This window comes from Cytobacillus sp. T106, assembly GCF_040492155.1.
GTDB classification, from domain to species: Bacteria; Bacillota; Bacilli; order Bacillales; family Cytobacillaceae; genus Bacillus_AB; species Bacillus_AB infantis.
The window spans coordinates 449653-470817 of the sequence record NZ_JBEUMK010000001.1 but is presented as its reverse complement, the minus strand read 5'-3'; the positions used below and the strand labels follow the sequence as shown (position 1 = coordinate 470817).

The window sequence follows — 21165 nt, the reverse complement described above, 5'->3', positions numbered from 1 at the left end:
TTTCTATAATATCATTAATTCAGCTTAAATGCTAGTCCGTTTTTTCATGACTTTTAATTTTTGATCAAACATTCTTATCCAGCGGCCTTAGCGAAACAGAAGCCCCTCCATGGACCATATTTTTTGCTGGTATGGAAATCTCCAAAAGCAGCACACTGGAAGTCTCCCCCCTGATCATCGGGACATAATTCAATATTCCCCTTTTTTCATGCTTCCAGATTTGTCCGTCCAAAGCAGCACTCATGGACAGGGCCGAAAGCTGTATCCGATTCCTGCAGGGTGAATCAGGAGTGATCAGGAACAGCTTGTTATTACATGCGTGATAAATCGCCTCTCTTGAAGGTGAAACAAATGAAAAAGCCTCGCCCGCTGCTTCCTGATAAAAAGCAAACAATAATTTAACAGAGATGGAAGATGCTTGATCATTTGCCACTTTCGCAAAAAATAAATCAGATTCTGTTTCGGCCTTTTCTTGGCTAAAAGAGACCGTAACTCCTTTTTTAAGAAAAATCTCCCCGCCATATCCCTTTTCCTGCCAGCAGGTCCGGCCTTCCAGCCATACTCCCTGCCTGACGAGCAGCTTCCCGCCTGCCCGCCTGCTGTCTTGGTCCAAATCTTGCAGATTGGCTGATTGTCTCATTGCCTCGCACCTTTATCCCTTCTATATAGTCAGATGGCCCGCTAGATTCTGCAGCCCAGCACACAGTCTTCAATCACCCGTTTGGTTTCTTCAGCGATCCTGTCCCAGCTGAACAGCTGCAGAGCCGCAGTCTTTCCCATGCTTCCGATCACTTCGGCTTCTTGTTCATTGCAAAGGAGGAAAGCGGCTTGTTCCTTAAAGCTTTGAGCACTTCCCGGCTCCATCAGCAGACCTGTCCTTCTATGGCTGATAATCCCTTTCAGGCCGCCTGTGTCTGACACGATGGTAGGTTTGCCATGCATCATCGATTCCAGCGCCACTATACCAAAAGGCTCATATTCACTTGGAAAAACCGCAACATTACATAGTGAAAATAAAGCGTTGCGCTGCTCATCACCAATGAATCCTATAAAGAATACGGTCCCGGACAGCCCCATTTCTTCCGTTTTCCTTCTATAGAAATCCAATAGCGGACCTTTTCCAGCTATAAAATAATACACATCCGGAAACTCTTCTTTCATGAGGGCTGCTGCTTCCAATAGGGTATCAAAGCCTTTTTCCTTCACCATTCTGCCTAGGGAAAATACTAGCCTTCTGTGCGGGTCAACTGGCAGCTGGCTTAAAACATCTTTTTCCGGCTGGCGAAAATCACCAGGATGAATTCCATTGGCTATGATGTGAACAGGCTTTCCTTCTATATGAAAGATTTTCCGGATCTCATCTCTCATATATCTGCTGCAGACAATCAGCATATCTGCAGCCTCAGCCAGCCTGCTTTCCTTCTGATGAATGAACTTCTGTATTTCCGTATATATGCCCTTATTCCTTCCATATTCCGTTGCATGTATCGTTGCCAAGAGCGGTATGCCGAGCTCAGATTTCAGCGATTCTGAAGCTGGTCCTGCAAGCCAGTCATGTGCATGTATGAGGGAGAAGCGGTGGATACGTGCCAGCTCCAGCCCTTTTTCAGCCATAGCCAGATTCAGGCTCCCTACCCAGTACAGAAAATCTTCTTCTGCAGCAGCAAGCGGCTTCACCCGATGGACAGTGACTCCATCTGCACTCTCCTCCTTCGGCGCGCCGTCTGTACCGGCAGTAAGAACATGAACGTCGAAGCCTTTTCCTGCAAGGCTGGTGGCCAGTCCATGGACATGACGGGAAAGGCCTCCGACGATATTGGGCGGGTACTCCCAGGACAGCATCAGTATCTTTGGCAAACTGCCCTTTTCGGCAATATGCCCTCCTCTGCCTCCAATTGCTGCAAGGATGGGTGATTTCACCTCCAGTTCCTCCAGGAAGGCCTCTCCTCCCTCCCCAGCCGCAAAAAGCTTCTCCAGCTTCCGGAATGCTTCGGCATGCTTCTCTGATTCGCCCCGGTAATCGGGATGTGCTCCAAGGGTATTCAAGAAAAACATCCATTCTCTTGCCATTTGTTTATAAATCCTCAGCTCCCGGCTATTCATCAAAGATTCTGCAATCTTCTCAAGTTTCCTTTCCTGGAAGAAGCACTCCTCCCATAAGCCGGATATCTCTTCAAATGGAACTCCGCAATTTTCTAAAAATGATGAGGAAAGGTGCACCCTTTCCAATTCCTCAGCTCTTTCCTTGGCGGAGGAGACTGATACAGCGGATAGTTCTTCAAGGTTAGAAACATTGAGATCATGCAGGCTGACCGCCGGCATACCATCTTCCTTTTTTTCTGTCCCCTTAAAGTGATAGACAGGAATCATGATTACCCCGTGGGGAGATAAGACCTCTCTCTTCCTTCCATCCTGCGGCGCCGGGTCTGCATAGCCGATCGTCCTGCCGTTTATATAGCTGTGAAGGATACCTGCTTCAGCCAGATAAAGATCCAGCCCTTGCTCGTAAGCCCCTTTTGGAAACCAGAATCCTGCCGGATGGATGGAAAAATAATCATTTATGATGGAAATCCCAGAATCAATCTGCATTCTTATTCCATGCTGAGTCGAAAGAAAAGGGAGGATCGCTGAACATGACGGAGAAGCAAGGAGCTCCAGCTGGCCGCTTTCGGCAAGCTGGCGCACAAAGATATTCAGCCTTCCCTGATGCTTCTCCCAAATTTGAAGCACCTTTCCAGCCCGCTTATCCTTGTTTAAATAGTCAGCCATTTTCTGCTGAAAATCAGGCTGATCGAGAAGTTCAAAGTAGATGGGAGTTACCGCCAGCTTAATCCCTTGTTTTTCCTGAACATTGTCGAGAAGCAGAACGAACTTCTCAGTAAAAGAAAAAACTTCATCCTGCATTTCCCGGTTCTCTGAATAAAAGTTCATGACAGGCGCTTCTGCGTATACGATAAATCCTTCTGTAGCAGCCAGTTTAAACGCCTCCCTTTTCATTTCTATAAAAGCTGTATGTGCTGACATGTTCAATCCAATTTGGCGGGGACCCATTTTCGTGTGCTTTTAGATCTTCCTTAAGACGCCCTGCCTGTGCTTCGGAATTCCTCGGTATTTGAACTGAATTGGATCTCATAAAGGGTATGAATCTGCCGCGAATCCTGGCTCCTGCTTCAATGCAGTAAGACCGGTCAGGGGCCAGGTTTTTAAAAATGCTGGAGTTCTGCCCTTCAGCGAGGATATGTTCCTGGATACTGTGTGCATTGCTGCCATTAAAGATTATGCTGGTGATATCATAAAGCCTGATTGCATCCTCCAGTTCACTTACATGAACTTCAAAATATGACGCAGCAAGGGATTTCTTCATAGCTGCCGTCCTCCAGAAGGAATATATGCATCCATCCTGCACTTGCCAGGCAGCTATCCCCTCTTCCTTCATCAAACAATCCGGCGGTACCCGGCCCGCTTCTGTCACACTCTGTTTTTGCTCCTTTTCATCCTCTTTCTCCTCCGTCTCTTTCAAGTGTTTCATCCACTGATACTGAACTTTTCCCCGGGTTGTACCGAGCTCTTTTGCAATATTCCTGAAAGAAAGCCCTTTCTCCCTTAATCTGATAATTTCAGATTGCATGGTGCACCTCCTGCCGGCCAACCTGCCATTATATGCCCTGCCGGCCCGTCTTATTACTCTCATGTTATCACTGAACCTGCGCCCCCACAATGAACGCATTTTGTCGTATTATGCAGGTCCTTTGAGCACTGGCACCGGAGGGCAAATTAATTTTTCTGCATGAGTTTAGAACCAGTCATTCCGGCCGGATTCTGTTTTAAACTCGGCCAAAAGTACGGATTATGCAGATAAACCTTCTTTTCCTGCTAGATGGAGTCGAATTTTGTCATCTGTAATGGTAAAATTACTAGGGCACTAAAAAATTATTATTGAGGTGAATATAATGGGTTATGTAATGATCGGCCTGATAGCCGCGGCAATATTGCTTCTCATACTCTCGTTTTTCCTGAAAGATCCATATAAAAGCATTCGTGAAGAAATCGACCAGGTATCAATCCATCAGATACAGGAACTTTACTTGATTAAGAAAAAGCTGAAGGTGCTTGAAGAAGAGCTATTAGTTGACGGAGCTGCTGCCAAACCGGCAGGCCAGCCGCTCTCTTCCGGGCCAGTTAATCCCATATTGAAGAATCAGGTTCTCTCCCTTTCACAGCAGGGGCTGTCCATCGACCAGATTTCAAAGCAGTCCTCCCTTTCCAGAAACTCTGTACAGGAGATCGTCAATGAATTTTCTGCAAGGAGAGAGTACTCATGAACAGACTGACCTTGCGGGCATTTTCACTTGGGATGCTGATTACAGCGTGTCTCATTGGTGCTTTTTATTTCTTTTCAAAAGACGATTATATCAGTCTCGCAGATGCTAAAGCTGCCAAGGCAAGCGTAAAGGAAAATGGATATGTCCTCTTAACGGAAAAAGAATACAATGAATTGAAGGGCAAACCTGCTAATGAAACAGAAGGCAGCAAGGCAGAGGGCCAAGCCGCTGAAAAGCCATCCAATGAAGGCGATAAAAAGGCAGATGCAGAGGAAAAAACCAAACAAGATGAGCAGGAAAACGAAGCTGAACCAAAGGTGATTACCTATAAAATCACGATTTCAAGCGGAATGGATACCGGAGAAATTGCAAGCCAGCTGGCTGCAGCAAAGATCATCACCAATGAGTCAGCATTTAAGCAGTACCTCATTTCCAGCGGCATGCATACAAAGATCCAGCTTGGCACGTTTGAACTGAACAATGAGATGACTTCCCAGCAGATCGCAACTGTCATTACCAAAGGCAGATAAAGAAAGAAGCGGATGGAGAGGCACTTGCCCTCCATCCATTTTCATTCAAATAAAAGAGCCCTGCAGAATCCGGGATCCTGCAGGGCTCTTTGCTTTAGCTGTTCAAATCATAGTGCCTTCCTTTAACAAGATAAAACACGCTTTCGGATATGTTGGTCACATGGTCTGCGGCCCTTTCAAGATAGCGGCAGATAAAGGACAGCTGGGTGATCTGCGGCAGGTATTCAGGCTTCTGCAGATTGATCTGCAGGAGCTCCTGTATCGTCTGGCCGTACAAGTCATCAACCTGATCATCCATTTCTGCCACTTCTTTTGCTTTCCTGACATCTTCTTCATTGAAAGCCTCAAGCGACATCTTAAGCATCCTGGAAGTGATTTCGTACATTTCTTTAATATGGACGATCGGCTTAACATGCTCCTCGCTTCCAATGCGGATGGTTGATTTTGCGATGTTGACGGCAAAATCAGCTATCCTTTCAATGTCGGTGGCAATTTTGATCGCCACAATGATTCTTCTTAGATCAATTGCGACCGGCTGCTGCTTCGCTATCAGAAGGATGGCAAGATCATTGATTTCCTCATACAGCACATCAGCTTTTGTATCGTCCTCCATGATTTCAAGCGATGACTCAATATCCTTGCTTTCAAGGGCATTAATCGCCCGGAGCAAAGCCTGATCGGCAAAATTGCCCAGTTCCATCAATTTATTCTGCAGCTCTTTTAAATCATAATGAAATTTTTCGCGGATTGCCATTTTATAAGCTCCCTTCTTTTCCTGTAAAGTGTGTTTTCCTTTTTAACCGGGCATCAACCAAATCGGCCTGTAATATAATCTTCTGTCCTCTTGTCAACAGGATTCGAGAAGATCTTATCTGTATTGGAAAACTCGATCACTTCACCATTTAAAAAGAAAGCAGTCTTATCTGAAATACGGGCAGCCTGCTGCATATTGTGGGTAACGATGATGATGCTGAATTCTTTCTTCAGCTCCTGCACAAGCTCCTCAACCTTCAGTGTGGAGATAGGGTCCAGGGCAGAGGTCGGCTCATCCATCAGGATGACATCAGGTTCAATGGCGAGGCAGCGGGAGATGCAGAGACGCTGCTGCTGGCCTCCGGACAGACCAAAGGCATTCTGGTTCAGCCGGTCCTTCACTTCATCCCAAATAGCTGCTCCCTTCAAGCTCTTTTCCACAATCTGATCAAGAATTTTTTTATCGCGGATCCCATGGATCCTTGGCCCGTAGGCGACATTTTCATAGATGGATTTCGGAAAAGGATTAGGCTTCTGGAATACCATGCCTACTTTTGTACGCAGCTCTTCCACTTTATAAGACTTATCAAAAATATTCCTGCCCCTGTAAGCAATTTCTCCTGAAGTCCTGACTCCGGGAACAAGCTCAATCATCCTGTTCAGCGTTTTGATATAAGTTGATTTTCCGCAGCCTGAAGGGCCGATGATGGCTGTCACTTCATTTTCATAGATATCCAGATCGATATTCTTCAATGCATTATTGTCGCCATACCATAAGTTCAGCTGGCTCGTTTTGTATACGATGCTTTTTTCATTAACAGACCCCTGGGTAGTGCCTTTTCTGACTGCTGGTGCATTCACTTTATCTTTTGTTGCGTTCATTATGAAAAACTCCCCTTCATCCTATATTATTAGCCCGTCTGATTGGATGCCCATGAAAAATGGGCAAGCTGAAATCTGATCAAACATTTAAGAGCCTTAATATCTTTTCTGAAATTTATTTCTGATCAGGACGGCAACAGAGTTCATGCCGATCAGAAGCACGAGCAGAACAATGATTCCTGCAGCTGCAAGCGCCTGAAACTCCTCCTGCGGCCTTCCGGTCCAGTTATAAATCTGCATTGGCAGTACAGTGAACATATCAAACACAGACCTCGGCAGGAACGCCAGGAACAGCGGAAGTCCCAGGACGACGAGCGGAGCTGTTTCCCCGATTGCCCGGGACAGCGCCAGGATGCCGCCTGTCAGTATGCCGGGCACCGCAGCAGGCATAACAACACGCACAATGGTCTGCCACTTGGTGGCACCCATTCCGTAAGAAGCTTCTCTAAGCTCTTTGGGAACGGAACGGATCGCTTCCTGTGAGGCTACAATGATGATCGGCAAAACAAGCAGGCTCATAGTCAGCCCGGCAGCAATAACACTTGTGCCAAATCCTGCTGCTCTTACAAATACAGTCAGACCGAGCAGCCCGAAAACGATCGATGGCACACCTGCAAGGTTTGAGATATTCACTTGGATGAAATCAGTAAACTTATTTTTCTTCGCGTATTCTTCCAGGTAGATCGCCGTTCCCACTCCAAGCAGAAGTGATACCGGGGCAACGACGCCCATGAGCCAAATGGTTCCGATCAAAGCTGTTTTAACCCCTGCCAGTTCAGGCTTTCGGGATGGCAGGCTTTGAAGGAACTGCATATCAAGGTAGCCGGCTCCTTGAGTGAGTATCCGATACAATAAGATTCCTAAAATCAATAATCCAAACATGGTAGCTGCCAGGAATATCAATTTAAACAGTACATTCTTATACAGCCTTGGTTTCATTTTGTTAACGACAGATGTATGGTCAATCAGCTTCATCAGTATTCCTCCCTAAAGCGGCGGGAAATGAACTGGGCGAACAGATTCATTACTAAAGTGAACAGGAAGAGTGTAAATCCAACCGCGTATATGCTGTAATAGATCGTTGTCCCGTAGCCGGCATCACCCTGGCTGACCTGGACAATATAGGCTGTCATGGTTTGGATGCTGTTTGTCACGTCCCACGAAAGGTTCGGAGTCGATCCGCCTGCCACTGCTACAATCATTGTTTCTCCGATTGCCCTTGATACTGCAAGAACAACGGAAGCAATAATGCCTGATAATGCTGCCGGCAGGACTACCTTAAAGGCCACCTCCAGCTTAGTCGATCCCATCGCAAGAGCCCCTTCCCGCATCGCACGCGGAACCGAAGACATAGCGTCCTCCGAAAGGGAAGCTATCATCGGCGTAATCATGATGCCGATCACAATTCCCGGGCTCAGGGCATTAAAGATTTCAAGAGAAGGAATAATATCCCGAAGGATTGGCGTTACAAATGTCAGTGCAAAAAAACCGTAAACAATCGTCGGTATGCCGGCCAGAACCTCAAGGACCGGCTTAATGATCCTTCTTGTCCTGTCAGATGCATACTCACTCAAAAAGATGGCCGATGCGAGGCCGATTGGCACCGCAACTATAACAGCAATGGCTGTTACTTTCAATGTTCCTGAAACAAGCGGCAGAATCCCATATGAACCCTGTGATTCAGAGAAAGGATACCATTTCTGGGCGGTCAGGAACTCACCTATGCTCACCTTGTCAAAGAAGATGAATGTTTCTACAATAAGAGTCATGACAATGCCGATCGTCGTCAGCACTGAAACTGCAGCTGTCAGCAGCAGAAGCCAAGGTACGAGCTTTTCAATTATATTTCCTGCATTTTTCTTTTGCTTTTTTTCCTGAATCATTTCCTGGACGGAAAATGTGTCCGATGACTTTAATAGTGCCAAAATGAAAACCCCTTTCATCCGCATAGCAAGATGAGAAGCACAGGTGACGCGCTTCCCATCATAAAATTGTTAAATATTATTTAAGGCCTTCTAATGTCTTCATTGCCTCATCATACTCTTCATCCTTCAGCTTTACATAGCCTACATCTTCTGAAAGGACGCCGGCATTCTCGATCGTATATTTGACAAACTCATAAACTTCTTCATTTTTAAGAGATTCGTTTTTCACATAAGTGAAGAGCGGCCTTGACAATGGTGCATATTCTCCGCTTTCTACTGTTTCATTGTTCGGTTCAACAGGGCCGTTTCCGCCGTCTATCGGAACAACCTTCAGGCTGTCTTTGTTTTCAGCATAATAAGCATAGCCGAAGTAGCCAATAGCGTTTTTGTCGCCTGTTACACCTTGTACCAGTACGTTGTCATCCTCAGAAAGTGTGGCTTTTTCAACGATAGGCGCTTCTTCAAGGATTACTTCATCAAAATAGTCATATGTGCCGGAATCTGTACCTGGTGAATAGAATTTAATTTCCTCTTCAGGCCAGCCTTCACGGATATCGGACCATTTTTTCACTGATCCATCTTCAATCCACATTTTCTTCAGTTCTTCAACAGTCAGGTGATCAACCCAGTCATTGTCTTTGCTTACTACAACAGAGAGGCCGTCATTGGCAAGTTTGAATTCTGTGTATTCAATTCCTTTGCTTTCAAGCTCTGCTGCTTCTTCTTCTTTAATCGGACGGGATGCGTTGCTCAAATCTGTGTCACCGGCGATGAATGCCTTAAAGCCTCCGCCAGTACCTGATGATGCAACAGAAACTTTTACTCCAGGCTGTTCCATTCCGAACTCTTCAACGACAGCTTCCATGATTGGATATACAGTAGAAGAACCATCGATATTAATTTCGCCTTGAAGCTGCTTATCTTCATCACTTGCTTGCTCTGTGCTGTTGCCCCCGTCTGTTTGGGAACCATTTGTTGTTCCTTCTTCAGAGTTGCCGCAAGCTGCTGTGAATGCTAGCACTGCCCCGATCATTGCTGATAGTGCCAAGTACTTAAAGCTTTTCATTTCTTTATTCCCCCTAAGAGATTTGGTTGTTTTGTCCTACGAGTATTAGAATAAGGCTTTTCTATTAATCTGGTTTTAACTAAATGTAAAGCTTTTGTAAATGAGGTCTCCTTTTGTATTAAAATGTCGGATTTGAGGGAATGAAGATAAATTTGAACATAGAAAAGCCTGTCCCCGGAGGAGACAGGCTTATACTTATAATGAAAGATTTATATAGCTGCTGATTTATGTTCCAGGCACTTCGCTTTCCGCGGGGTCTCAAAAACTCTGCTGCCTCCTGCAGGACGTTGAATCTGCTTCTTCAAACTGCACGCGCAGGAGAAAAATGCGCATGCATTTTATGATGAGTCTGCGTGCCTTGCTTATTACAGTCCAGCTTCCTCACGTTCAGCTTCCTGGCCTTCTTTTACATCTTCAATATTCTCCACTTTTTGGACTGCTTCTTCTTTATCTTTATTTTCTTCGGCACGCTTCTTCTTCAGATCGAAATAGGCATCCAGCACACGCTCGCCGATTTTTTTGTTGGCTCCATGATCGACGCTTCCCTGGTAGGCCCATGGGACTAGAACAGCCATGGCTACCTCAGGATTATCTGAAGGTGCATAGCTTACAAGGCTCAGGTTCATGGTTTCAGGCGGCTCCTTGCCGAAATCCTCTCTTCTTGGTCCATCGTAGAAGGCCTCCGCAGTCCCCGTTTTCCCTGCCGGCTTATAAGTTTTCCCTTTTCCGCCAAAGCTTCCGTAAGCTGTGCCGCCCGGCTCCTGCATAACCCTCCTGAAGCCTTCCTGGACGCGTTCAATCCAGTTTTCTTCTACATCAAGCCTGTTCAAGACCTTCGGCTTGATTTCCTCAAGAATCGGCCCGAGTTCACTGTTGTCCATCAGAGGCTCACGGATTTCTTTGACAATATGGGGCTCCATCCGGTTGCCGCCGTTGGCGATAGTGGAAACATATTGGGCAAGCTGCATATTGGAATAGGTGTCATACTGCCCGATTGCAAGGTCAAGCATAAAACCGGGCTTGTCGCTCATCCCCTTGAATCCGGTCTGCTCATTCGGCAGGTCGATTCCTGTCCTGACCCCAAGTCCAAATTGCGCGAAGGAATCCCGGATTGTATCAAACCCTTCCTCATTGAGCGGGAGCGGCCTGTCCGGCTTATAGACACCGTCCCCGATCCTTATGGCTGTCTGGAACATATAGACGTTGGAGGAATATTTCAGCGCATTGATATCATCTAGCGGCCCAAAGTTCTTCCATGATTTTTTTATTGGAGTGCCTTTGATTCGCAGAGGCCCGTCGAAGATGACTGACCCCGGCTGGATGACCCCTTCTTTATAGCCCGTAAGGATGGTGGCACCCTTTACAGCTGATCCGACATTATAGGTCGTCGTAATATTTCCCAGGGCATCATCCTGCATCTCGCCGTCAACGATTTTCTTGCCGGCCATCGTCAGGATTTCCCCGGTCATCGGATCCATCAGGACGGTATATGCCCTGTCTAGAAGTGCGGTTCCAGGGGAACGCTTGGCGGCCCTGAGCTCTTCCTCAAGGATCTTTTCCACTTCCTTCTGAAGTTCCATATCGATGCTCAGGACCAGGTCCTTGCCCCTTTGCCCTTCGCTGATCGTCTCAGTCTTCAGAAGGCTTCCGCCTTTATCGGTTATATTTTTAACCTTTGCTTTCTGGCCATGAAGAACATCCTCATATTGCAATTCGATATAGCTTTTCCCGACCCTGTCATTGCGGCTGTAATCTCGTGCCAGGTAATAATCCACCTTTTCCGCAGGCAGGCCTTCATCTGATTTTGAGATCCTTCCCAGCACCGATTGCAGCGTGCTGCCAAAAGCATAATATCTTTCCCAGTCAGTTGTCGTGTCCACGCCTGGAAGGAATTGAAGATTTTCACTGACAACTGCAAATTCTTCATTGGTGACATCTTTATTTTTCACGATTTGCGGAGTCAATGCATATCCGCTTGTGAAATCCCTGTAGATCGCCAGAATTTCTAAATCTTTATCTGTGAGGGAACTCAGCTCTTCCTCTGTGATGCGATCCAGTTTCAAATCATATACTTTTTTATTGAACTCTTTATCATCTTCATATTTTTCCTTTAAGGCATCAAGCTCTTTTTGTGTTACTTTTGCATCTGCCTTATCCTGGTTCTTTATGATCCAGTAATCTTTCTTATCCCTCTCCTGGACTTTTTCTGTATCCTTCTGAATCAGGCTGGCCAGATTTTCCGCTACCTTAAGCATTTCCTCCTGGCTTGCGCCTTTATTTGTGTAAGTGATGGCATTCTGCGGCGTATTGTCCACAATTACCTTGCCAGTGCTGTCAAACATCTTGCCCCGCGGAACAGGGTTATTGACAGTCACGTCCTCCGTCCTCTCAATTTCCCTTTTGTAGTCATCCCCATACACAATCTGAACAACGCCAAGGCGAAGGATCAGCATGGAAAACAGCAAAAATACAGCAAAGAACAGCATGTTCAGCCTCATAGGCACATGGTTCTTCTTTTTTCTCTTTTTATTCAAAACAGCAGCACACTTCTTTCCTCATGAATTGTCTTCTTATATTGTAAAAGAAAGTAGAAAATATTTCTATAAACAGCCTGCTGGTTTTAACAGGAAATAATTAGCTTTCGGCACACAAAAAGAGGAGGGCAGGCTCCCTCCCCCTCCTATGCAGGCTTGATTTGAATTTTACGATAGAAGAAGTAAATCACTGAATGGCCTGCCCCCACGAACAACAACAGAATGGGAATACTCTTTTCCTCGCTGAAAAAAGTTACTGCACCGAGGAAGCAGAGAATGGATACAACCCTGCCCATATTCAGAAATACTTCCCTGACGACAATATACTCAATCCTCATCTCAGCTGCTCGCCAGCCTGTTCCGATAACATCATAGGTCATGGAAACATAGGGAACAAGCAGCAGGGGATAAGCAATGGCAATCGAAGCCGCATACATGAGCAGCCTTGCGTACGTAACATCAATGATGATAAAAAAGATGCTGGCATATAGAATCAGTCCGCCAGCCAGGATCGATTTTTTGCGGTATTTCTTTTTTATGAGCCTTGATGCAAGATAATACGCTACAAAGGCAATGCCCGAATTGATCAGCCCGAATGTCCCGAGAGCCATTTCACTGCCTGTCGATATAAAAACGAAGACAGAGATGACAAACACGAAGGTCCCCTCACGAAGCCCCTGAAAAAAATGTGCATTGGTGACAAGCTTCCAGTTGGGGTTATTATTTCTTTCTTTAAAGATGCGGACAAACCAATAGCCCCCTTCTGCAGGACGGCGCTTCAGAAAAAAGCTTAAAAAGACAGCAAGTGAGAACAGGACCAGAGAAAGTCCAAAAACAATCGAATAGCCTGTGAATTTTTCCAGCCTGGAAATGATGAAGCCTGCTGAAATGGGTCCAATCATCCCTCCGACTGAAGAAAGGATCCCAAGAAATCCGTTGAAAAAATCCCGCGTATCCGGCTCAGTAATTTCAAAGGTAAGCACATTAAACGCCAGCCAATAGAAACCATATCCCATTCCAAGCAGCGCTCCAAGGAGCAGCAGGAATTGGGATGCCTTTGTGCCGATGATCAGGACAGTCAAATAAAACAGAGCCAGGCATATGACGCCGATCCTCAGGACAATGACCCTGTCAATCTTCTTTGCCCATCTTCCTGCAAGTATAAAGGTAAGCGGCTGAATGACGACAATCGATAAATTATACAATCCCAGATCCTTGAATTCCCCTGATTGCTTCCATAAATAAATATTTACAAAAGTGTTTGAAAGAGCAACACTCAAAGAATAAAGCCCCCCGATTAATAGCAGCAGGGTCAGGTCTTTATTCAGCTCAATATTTCCGATCAGCTTATTCAATTTGCTCATTTTATAAAAACTCCCCTTTGTTTCTAAGGGTAGTCTTCTACAATGGGGACTTGCTTATTCATCCCTGAACGCTTTGATTGCATGCAAAAAGGCAGCAGACGAATCTGCTGCCTATCCTGGATGGAAAGATTATTTTGCTGAGCTGTAGCGCTTGGACACTTCTTCCCAGTTAACTGCATTAAAGAAGTTATTGATATATTCCGGACGGCGGTTTTGATACTTGAGGTAGTATGCATGCTCCCAAACATCAAGGCCAAGGATAGGCGTTTTGCCTTCCATCAATGGAGAGTCCTGGTTTGGAGTGCTAGTTACTTCAAGCTCGCCGTTGTTGACTACGAGCCAAGCCCAGCCAGAACCAAAGCGTGTAGTTGCAGCTTTTGCGAACTCTTCTTTGAAGCTTTCGAAGTTGCCGAATTTGCTGCTGATGGCGTCTTGAAGCTCGCCAGTCGGCTCGCCGCCGCCATTTGGAGAAAGGATCTGCCAGAATAAAGAGTGGTTGGCATGCCCTCCGCCATTGTTTCTTACTGCTGTGCGGACTGATTCAGGAACAGCATCAAGATTCGAAACGACTTCCTCAACTGTTTTTGAAAGAAGCTCTTCATTGCCTTCCAATGCATTGTTAAGGTTAGTTACATATGTGTTATGGTGCTTCGTGTGGTGGATGTTCATTGTTTCTTTGTCAATGTTTGGCTCCAGCGCATCGTAAGCATAAGGTAATTGCGGTAATTCAAATGCCATAATAAATTCCTCCCTATGTATCATTATTTAGCTTCCGAACGGCATCTATTCCATTTTTCAGAAAATAGAATCGTTCTAAAAGTCTTTAATGTTAGATTACCAAACTTGGGTAATCCTTTCAAACAAAATGCTTTGCCTGACAGATATACAATACCCTCTCTTCTCCCTTTTATGCATGCAGCGGTCATAAAACGAGAAACAGGAAGTACACAATCATGACTGTCTGAATGAAACCCTTTGCCGCAATGCTGCTGACAAAGCCGACAACCGATCCCATCCCGATTTTTGCAGCTTCCCTGATGCCCTTCCTATGGACAATCATTTCAGCGGCGATGGCGCCGATGAAGGGGCCGATCAGTATCCCTAAAACCGGGATGACAAAAGGGCCGGCCAGGATGCCGATCGTGCTTCCCCAGATTCCCGCCTTTGAACCTCCGTATTTCTTGATGCCAATCATATTGGCCGCATAATCGGCTCCGAACAGAAGAAGGACGAACATCCCCTGGACGAGCCAGAACAGCCACCCGAAGGGCTCAAAAGAATAGGACAGCCCATAAACAACAAATCCTCCGATGATGAAAAGGACGCTTGGGATGATGGGCAGAAAGAGGCCAATAAAAGCAATCGCAAATAAAATAATGATAATCGTCCAGTATACATATTCCATTAGACCAGCACCTTCGACTTTTTATTTTTCTATCCACTCTGAAAAAGGAAAAAGCAAGAGGTTTCCCTCTTGCTTACTATACACTAATTATCTTCTCCTAAAACAGCCTCTGCAATGTTCACAGCATGATCACCGATACGCTCCAGATTGCTGATAATGTCCACATAAACAATTCCCGCCTGTCCGGTGCATGTCCCTTCATTCATCCTGATGATATGCTGCTTCCTCAGCTTTCTTTCCATCTTGTCAATTTCCTCTTCTTTTTTGACAACATGCCTTGCAGCTTCCTTATCATTATGGTCAAGCGATTCGAGGGATTCCTTTACCGTTGAAATCGTCAAAGCGAACATATCTTCAAGGTCATTCATCGCCGATTCAGTGATTTTCACTTTATTGGCCTGCTGATATTCAATCAGTTCAATGATGTTTTCAAAGTGGTCGCCGATCCGCTCGATGTCCCTTACTGTATCCATCAGCACTGTATGTTCTTCAGACTCATTTTCAGAAAGTGAGCTTGTTGATAAATTAATCAGATAATCTGTAATCTTGCGGTCAAGATTATTGATAGCTTCTTCAAGCTGATAGGTACTGTCTGAATGCTTTTTCAGCTTTGTCTTTAAGAACAGGTTTGTTTCTTCAAGGCCTTTAACCGCAAACGATCCCATCCTGAGCACTTCTTCTTTCGCCTGGCCAAGGGCAATTGAAGGAGACTGTTCTATAAACACCGGATCAAGATGCTTCGCTTTATAGTCAACAACTGAATCTTCGCCCGGAATCAGCTTTGTGACTATGAAGGCAAGCGCCGCTACAAATGGAAGCTGAATCAATGTGTTGGACGCATTGAAGATCCCGTGTGCAAACGCAATTGTCATTTCCGGATTGAGACTAAGCTTATCCTGTAAAGCTGAAATCAGCAGATTGAACGGATGAAGCAGTATCAGGAATATGGTTGTCCCGATCAGATTGAAAAGGACGTGTACAGCTGCCGCTCTCCTCGCTGCGACAGAGGCCCCAATGGCTGCCAGCACGGCAGTAATGGTTGTACCGATATTATCCCCGAAGAGGACTGGCAGAGCTGCATCAAGATTGATCAGATTCTCAGAGAATAAGCCCTGCAGAATCCCGATTGTCGCACTCGAGCTTTGGACGATGACCGTGAACAATGTACCGACCACTACACCAAGGATCGGGTTGGAGCTCATATTGACTGTTAGATCGTGGAATGCCTCAAGCCCCCTGAGCGGTTTCATTCCCCCGCTCATCAGTTCAAGTCCATAAAATAATGCCCCGAATCCAAAAACGATCTGGCCGGCATTATGTACTTTTTTATTTTTAAAGAAGAATAGCATGATCGAGCCCAATGCTATGATTGGAAGTGCATATTCCCCAACATCAATACCAATGATGAACGCCGTTACCGTCGTTCCGATATTTGCACCCATGATGACGCCAATTGCCTGGCGCAGGGTCATGAAGCCGGCACTGACAAGACCGACGGTGATGACTGTTGTAGCAGAGCTGCTCTGGATAAGGATCGTGACAATGATCCCCGCGAGAACACCCATGACCGGATTGGTAGTAAACTTGTCCAATATATCCCTAAGTTTATCACCGGCCGACTTTTGAAGGCCGTCGCCCATGAATTTAATACCGTATAAGAAAATACCAAGGCCGCCCAAAAATTCAAAAAGCATTTGCTGGATGTTTAGTTCCACCATTTTTCAACCCCTATAACTTTTTAGATTCGACATTAATCTACAAACCCCACATCATTATGTATGATGGGTAAATAAAAAGTAAAGATTCCTTCAGCCAAATTTACAATACCTTAACATTTAAGCCTAATGTTACAGTTGTGTTACAAATCTGTATATGGATCATACTTGTACATATAGGGCTCTGCGGCTAAAATAAATGGTGAATCTTTTTAAGGGTGTGTCAAAATGAATGTATTTAAACAGTTTTTTAAAAGTCTTTATTCCCCAAGGGATATAGCAGCCTTCCGTTTTCAGGGAATCGGGAAGACAATTCTCTATGTTTTCCTACTTACCCTCCTGTCTGTCCTGCCAACCATCTATTATTTCAGCACGGCCATCATGTCAGGAGCAGATGCTGCCCGTGAGAGCCTGGCAGAGGATATCCCTGACTTTACGATTGAGAACGGGGAACTGAATTCCGATCAAAAAGCTCCGATCATCATCAATAAAAACAGCTTTACCATTGTATTTGACTCAACAGGCACCGCCAATAAAGAAGAGCTGGCCGATTCCAATATGGCCCTCGCTATGCTAAAAGATGAATTTATGTTTGTTGCAGGCGGGCAGGTGCAAACGTATTCTTATTCAATGGCAGGCGATCTGACTTTGACGAAGGAAGACGCAGTATCCTTCCTGGATTCCATTGATTCAGTCCTGGTCATTTTCATCATTATTATGGCTTTAGTCATTTACCTGTTCAGCACCGCGGTTAAATTCATTGAGGTTTCCGTACTGGCGCTGATCGGCCTCCTTCTCCGCAGCATTGCCGGCCGCCGCCTGCAATACAGGCACTTATGGCGGATGGCCGCATACAGCGTCACGCTGCCGACTGTCTTCTTTGCGGTCATGGGCGCTTTGCAGACAAATGTGCCAAGCGGCTTCATGATCAACTGGTTTGTGTCCATCATCATCCTGATGCTGGCAGTAAAGGAAGTGCCTATGCCAAAAAGCAAGCAATAAGCGTCAGTAATCAAGCTGTATTCTCAGCCGGATTACCCTTCCAATTTGCATATGAAAAAGGCGGACCATTCGGGCCGCCTTTTTTCATTCATTAATATTTAAACAATGATATGGTTTCCGCAAGCGACCCGGAAAGGGAGATAAGGCTCTCACCCGCATCGTGGCTTCTTTTAGTCTTGGCTGCCTGCTCATTGGAAGCTGAAATCATTTGTTCTGCACTTGCAAGTGTTTCCTGGCTTACGGAGGCAAATCCTTCTGCTGCAGCCTCGGCTTCAGGCAATATCCCATTCAGGACGGCCAGTCCCTTCTCGGACTCTTTAATCATCATGCTTACTGATGAAATTTCCCGCATGAGTACATCAAATGTGTTCCTGCTTTTCTCCGCTGCCTCCAGATGAATCTCAAAGTTTTCCTGCATCTCCTGGAAGCCATCTGAAGCTTTAGCAGAAATACTCTCCATCTCTGCTATAGTTCCAGTTATATTTTCAGCAGCTTTTGAAGACTGCTCTGCCAGCTTCCTTACTTCATCAGCCACAACCGCGAAGCCTTTTCCTGATTCCCCTGCCCTTGCTGCCTCTATGGCCGCATTCAGGGCAAGAAGCTTTGTCTGCCCGGCAATATCCTGAATCAGCGTGACCACCTGTGCGATCTTATCTGAATAATCCCTTACCTCCTGTACAGAGGCAGAAACTGCTTTAAACTCCTTCTCATAGTTTCTCACGGTATGAACAAGATCCTTGATGCTTTCTTCACCTTCTGATGCGGATGTATTCATTGAGCTTGCGCTGGCAGTCATACTTCCCATCATCTGAGAGATGCTTTCGATTGAATTTTTCATTTCTTGAAAAAGCTGAATGCTTTTCTCTGAACTTCCTGCGGTTTCTTCTGCCCCGGCCCTTACCATGCGGATGGCTTCATTAAGGTGTTCCTGCTCTTCCAGAACCAGGCCGGAAATTTCCTGCAGATCAGCACCTGTCCATGTCAAATCCCTGGATGTATCCGAAATGCGGATGATCAGCTCCCTCATCTGGCCCATCATGCTATGAAAACTTTTTATCAGAGATGTAATCTCCGGGATTGTGGTTCGTGATTCTGCTTTTAAGTCAAGGTTACCCTTCCTGGCCTGCTTCATAATATCTCTTAACGTATTAAGCGGGCCTGTAATGCTTCGGACCAGCAGCAAGATGAGGAGGGCAGCAGCCGCTATACTGGCAATCGCTGCAATAAGTATGTATGTAGCCATGTCATAAACATTGTGCAGGTATTGCTCTTGCGGGATGGCTATTAAAAATACCCCATTAAGCTCCTGGACATTGTGATAGGAAAGGGTATATTCCTTTCCATTCAAATTTTCATGGGCAATCCCGGTTTTTGTTTCCTGGATGCCGGCCAAAAGCTTCTCCGGAAACTTCAATGAAGATTTTTTACTGACATCAAAAGCTTCCGCCTTTCCTCCCGAAATAAGAAAATATTCACCGTGCAGCCCATCTTTTGCCAGCTCCGCTTCCTGTCCCTTCAGCACCTGGTTTACCTTTTTGCTGAACTCATCTTCTTTTCCCACGTAAATGAACATCAAGTTCTGTGCAAGCTGGTAAAAGGTTTTTGTTTCTCTTTCCAGCCTTTGCTCCATAAGCTCTACCGCTGTATCTTTTGACTTTTCATATGAGATATAGGCAACTGCTGAAATGGCCGCAACAAGCAGCCCCAAAGTCAGGAACAGAAGCCTGAATTGCAGCGGCATCCTTGCCATGAGATTTTTCCCGGTTATTCTTAACTTCATATTCTGCAATGGCCTGGCAAAACGTTTGCCAGCCTTTTTAAGTTTGATGAAATACTGTGATGTTTTTGCCAAAATACATCTCTCCCCCTCTTATACCTTCAATTATAGAGAGGGATTATTAAGCTTTTGTAAAAAAGCAGTAATATTTTCCTAAATCATTTTTCGTATGCATAGCTTGTTCTATCCTTGGATGTACAGGCATACATTCAGTATAAAAATACTGCGGATCGGAGGCTGTGCCCAATGAAACGGTTTGCTGCGCTGCTGATTGCTGTTCTTGCCATATATATTATATTTTATGATCTGAGCCGCGGGACCCTTCCTGCCCCTGACCAGGCCCCTGCCCTTGAAGCCTCTTCCATTGTGGAGCCGGATGAGGATGCTTTGGCCTATTTTGAACAAAAAGCAGTTCCCGGGGAGACTGTCCTGACAATCGTCGAGAGGCATCTGGACAGCTCAGTTCCCGTTTCCATCTCCCGGGTAGCAGCAGATTTTGAAAAGCTTAACAGCGGAGTGAAGGCCGGGAAGATTCAGGCAGGCAAAATTTATAAATTTCCGGATTACGCAAAAACTAGCAATTGAAAAGATAAATGCCAGAACCATCATTCTTGTCAATTCAGCAGGTTCATTGATACAATAGGATATAGTTTGACAGCGGCAGGACTTTGCAATGCGCTGCTGAAAATTCATTTTATATTGTTCCAATTCCATATTTAAAGGAGCGAATCACCATTGAGTGAAATTATACATCGTACCAAAACCCGCCCGGTCAAAGTAGGCAACCTGACCATCGGCGGCAATAATGAACTTGTAATCCAAAGCATGACGACCACTAAGACGCATGATGTGGAAGCTACTGTTGCTGAAATTAAACGGCTTGAAGAAGCAGGCTGCCAAGTGGTCCGGGTGGCGTGCCCTGACGAAAGAGCGGCAAATGCGATCGCTGAAATAAAGAAAAGGATCAATATCCCTCTTGTAGTGGATATCCATTTTGATTATAAACTGGCTCTTAAGGCTATCGAGGGCGGAGCTGACAAAATCAGGATTAATCCTGGTAATATCGGCCGCCGTGAAAAAGTGGAAGCAGTTGTTAAAGCTGCAAAGGAAAAAGGGATCCCGATCCGGATCGGTGTAAATGCCGGTTCACTGGAAAAGCGGATCATCGAGAAATACGGCTATCCGACTGCCGACGGTATGGTGGAAAGCGCCCTGCATCATATTAAAATCCTTGAAGACCTTGATTTCCATGACATCATTGTTTCCATGAAGGCTTCTGACGTCAACCTGGCCATCGAGGCTTATGAAAAAGCAGCCATGGCGTTTGATTATCCGCTTCACCTTGGAATTACAGAATCAGGGACCTTGTTTGCCGGCACGGTGAAAAGCGCCGCGGGCCTTGGTGCCATATTAAGCAAAGGCATCGGAAATACTTTAAGGATTTCCTTGAGTGCCGACCCTGTCGAGGAAGTAAAAGTCGCCAGGGAACTTTTGAAGTCATTCGGACTTTCATCCAATGCTGCTACACTCATTTCCTGCCCGACCTGCGGCCGGATCGAGATCGATTTGATCAGCATTGCCAATGAAGTGGAAGAATATATCCAGAAGATCAAAGCACCTATAAAAGTAGCTGTGCTAGGCTGTGCTGTAAACGGCCCTGGAGAAGCCCGTGAAGCAGATATCGGCATCGCCGGCGCCCGCGGGGAAGGCCTATTGTTCCGTAAAGGGAAAATAGTCCGCAAAGTTCCTGAAGATACAATGGTCGAAGAATTAAAAATCGAGATCGATAAAATCGCTGAAGAATACTATGCTAAACAAGAAGCTGAAAAGCAGCTTCAAATGAATGATTAAGCGGCTTGCCGCCCCTTCAGCTGAAGCAAATAAAAGACC

At 45.6% G+C, this 21165-nt stretch carries 19 protein-coding genes; 5 read left to right on the top strand and 14 right to left on the bottom strand.

From position 1 onward, the window contains the following. Positions 1-64 precede the first annotated feature (64 nt). From ABU165_RS02300 to ABU165_RS02290, 3 genes are read right to left on the bottom strand one after another with little or no spacing between them, the layout of a single operon-like run. Complete coding sequence (locus ABU165_RS02300) at positions 65-640, bottom strand: hypothetical protein (RefSeq protein WP_318059539.1); 576 nt, start codon at positions 638-640, stop codon at positions 65-67. Between the two features lie 41 nt (positions 641-681). Then, positions 682-3024: a glycosyltransferase gene (locus ABU165_RS02295; RefSeq protein ID WP_318059540.1), complete on the bottom strand. Its 2343-nt coding sequence runs from the start codon at positions 3022-3024 to the stop codon at positions 682-684. Then, positions 2978-3628, bottom strand: coding sequence for a DUF4912 domain-containing protein (locus ABU165_RS02290; RefSeq protein WP_187445330.1), 651 nt, complete (start codon positions 3626-3628; stop codon positions 2978-2980). Before ABU165_RS02290 ends, ABU165_RS02295 begins: the two co-directional genes overlap by 47 nt. A gap of 322 nt (positions 3629-3950) precedes the next feature. Between ABU165_RS02290 and ABU165_RS02285 the strand changes: the two genes are divergently transcribed. Together ABU165_RS02285 and ABU165_RS02280 are read left to right on the top strand one after the other, a co-directional pair. Beyond that, on the top strand, positions 3951-4322 hold the full coding sequence (locus tag ABU165_RS02285) for a hypothetical protein (RefSeq protein WP_009794884.1): 372 nt from the start codon (positions 3951-3953) through the stop codon (positions 4320-4322). Continuing rightward, positions 4319-4852, top strand: a complete 534-nt coding sequence (locus tag ABU165_RS02280) for an endolytic transglycosylase MltG (protein ID WP_009794883.1) — start codon at positions 4319-4321, stop codon at positions 4850-4852. The genes ABU165_RS02285 and ABU165_RS02280 overlap by 4 nt, the downstream gene beginning before the upstream one ends. Positions 4853-4946: 94 nt before the next feature. On the opposite strand, the gene phoU is transcribed toward ABU165_RS02280, so the two are convergent. The 10 genes from phoU to ABU165_RS02230 form a co-directional block, all read right to left on the bottom strand. Further along, positions 4947-5606, bottom strand: a complete 660-nt coding sequence (gene phoU, locus ABU165_RS02275) for a phosphate signaling complex protein PhoU (protein ID WP_009794882.1) — start codon at positions 5604-5606, stop codon at positions 4947-4949. Between the two features lie 53 nt (positions 5607-5659). Beyond that, positions 5660-6487, bottom strand: coding sequence for a phosphate ABC transporter ATP-binding protein PstB (gene pstB / locus ABU165_RS02270; protein ID WP_318059541.1), 828 nt, complete (start codon positions 6485-6487; stop codon positions 5660-5662). Between the two features lie 96 nt (positions 6488-6583). Beyond that, positions 6584-7462: a phosphate ABC transporter permease PstA gene (pstA, locus tag ABU165_RS02265; protein ID WP_009794880.1), complete on the bottom strand. Its 879-nt coding sequence runs from the start codon at positions 7460-7462 to the stop codon at positions 6584-6586. Beyond that, complete coding sequence (pstC, locus tag ABU165_RS02260; protein WP_009794879.1) at positions 7462-8436, bottom strand: phosphate ABC transporter permease subunit PstC; 975 nt, start codon at positions 8434-8436, stop codon at positions 7462-7464. The genes pstA and pstC overlap by 1 nt, the downstream gene beginning before the upstream one ends. A 52-nt stretch (positions 8437-8488) precedes the next feature. After that, complete coding sequence (locus tag ABU165_RS02255; RefSeq protein WP_009794878.1) at positions 8489-9478, bottom strand: PstS family phosphate ABC transporter substrate-binding protein; 990 nt, start codon at positions 9476-9478, stop codon at positions 8489-8491. A 365-nt stretch (positions 9479-9843) separates the two neighbouring features. Then, positions 9844-12012: a peptidoglycan D,D-transpeptidase FtsI family protein gene (locus ABU165_RS02250; protein WP_129612064.1), complete on the bottom strand. Its 2169-nt coding sequence runs from the start codon at positions 12010-12012 to the stop codon at positions 9844-9846. 146 nt (positions 12013-12158) lie between these two features. Beyond that, a complete protein-coding gene (locus ABU165_RS02245; RefSeq protein WP_101550310.1) occupies positions 12159-13376 on the bottom strand; it encodes an MFS transporter in 1218 nt (405 codons plus the stop codon). A 129-nt stretch (positions 13377-13505) separates the two neighbouring features. Next, positions 13506-14114 carry a superoxide dismutase gene (locus tag ABU165_RS02240; RefSeq protein WP_009794873.1) on the bottom strand — a complete coding sequence of 203 codons (609 nt, stop codon included), beginning with the start codon at positions 14112-14114 and terminating at the stop codon, positions 13506-13508. 184 nt (positions 14115-14298) lie between these two features. After that, entirely contained in the window at positions 14299-14781 is a 483-nt protein-coding gene (locus tag ABU165_RS02235; protein WP_009794872.1) for a DUF456 domain-containing protein, read from the bottom strand. 83 nt (positions 14782-14864) lie between these two features. Further along, positions 14865-16499 carry a Na/Pi cotransporter family protein gene (locus ABU165_RS02230; protein ID WP_009794871.1) on the bottom strand — a complete coding sequence of 545 codons (1635 nt, stop codon included), beginning with the start codon at positions 16497-16499 and terminating at the stop codon, positions 14865-14867. Positions 16500-16724: 225 nt separating this feature from the next. Between ABU165_RS02230 and ABU165_RS02225 the strand changes: the two genes are divergently transcribed. Then, complete coding sequence (locus tag ABU165_RS02225; RefSeq protein WP_318059543.1) at positions 16725-17498, top strand: DUF1189 domain-containing protein; 774 nt, start codon at positions 16725-16727, stop codon at positions 17496-17498. A 91-nt stretch (positions 17499-17589) separates the two neighbouring features. Here ABU165_RS02225 and ABU165_RS02220 read toward each other — a convergent pair whose 3' ends face one another. Further along, complete coding sequence (locus ABU165_RS02220; RefSeq protein WP_129612065.1) at positions 17590-19350, bottom strand: methyl-accepting chemotaxis protein; 1761 nt, start codon at positions 19348-19350, stop codon at positions 17590-17592. Positions 19351-19521: 171 nt separating this feature from the next. Between ABU165_RS02220 and ABU165_RS02215 the strand changes: the two genes are divergently transcribed. Next, complete coding sequence (locus tag ABU165_RS02215) at positions 19522-19860, top strand: hypothetical protein (protein ID WP_009794867.1); 339 nt, start codon at positions 19522-19524, stop codon at positions 19858-19860. Between the two features lie 159 nt (positions 19861-20019). Further along, positions 20020-21126, top strand: coding sequence for a flavodoxin-dependent (E)-4-hydroxy-3-methylbut-2-enyl-diphosphate synthase (ispG, locus tag ABU165_RS02210; protein WP_353762551.1), 1107 nt, complete (start codon positions 20020-20022; stop codon positions 21124-21126). Positions 21127-21165: the final 39 nt, after the last annotated feature.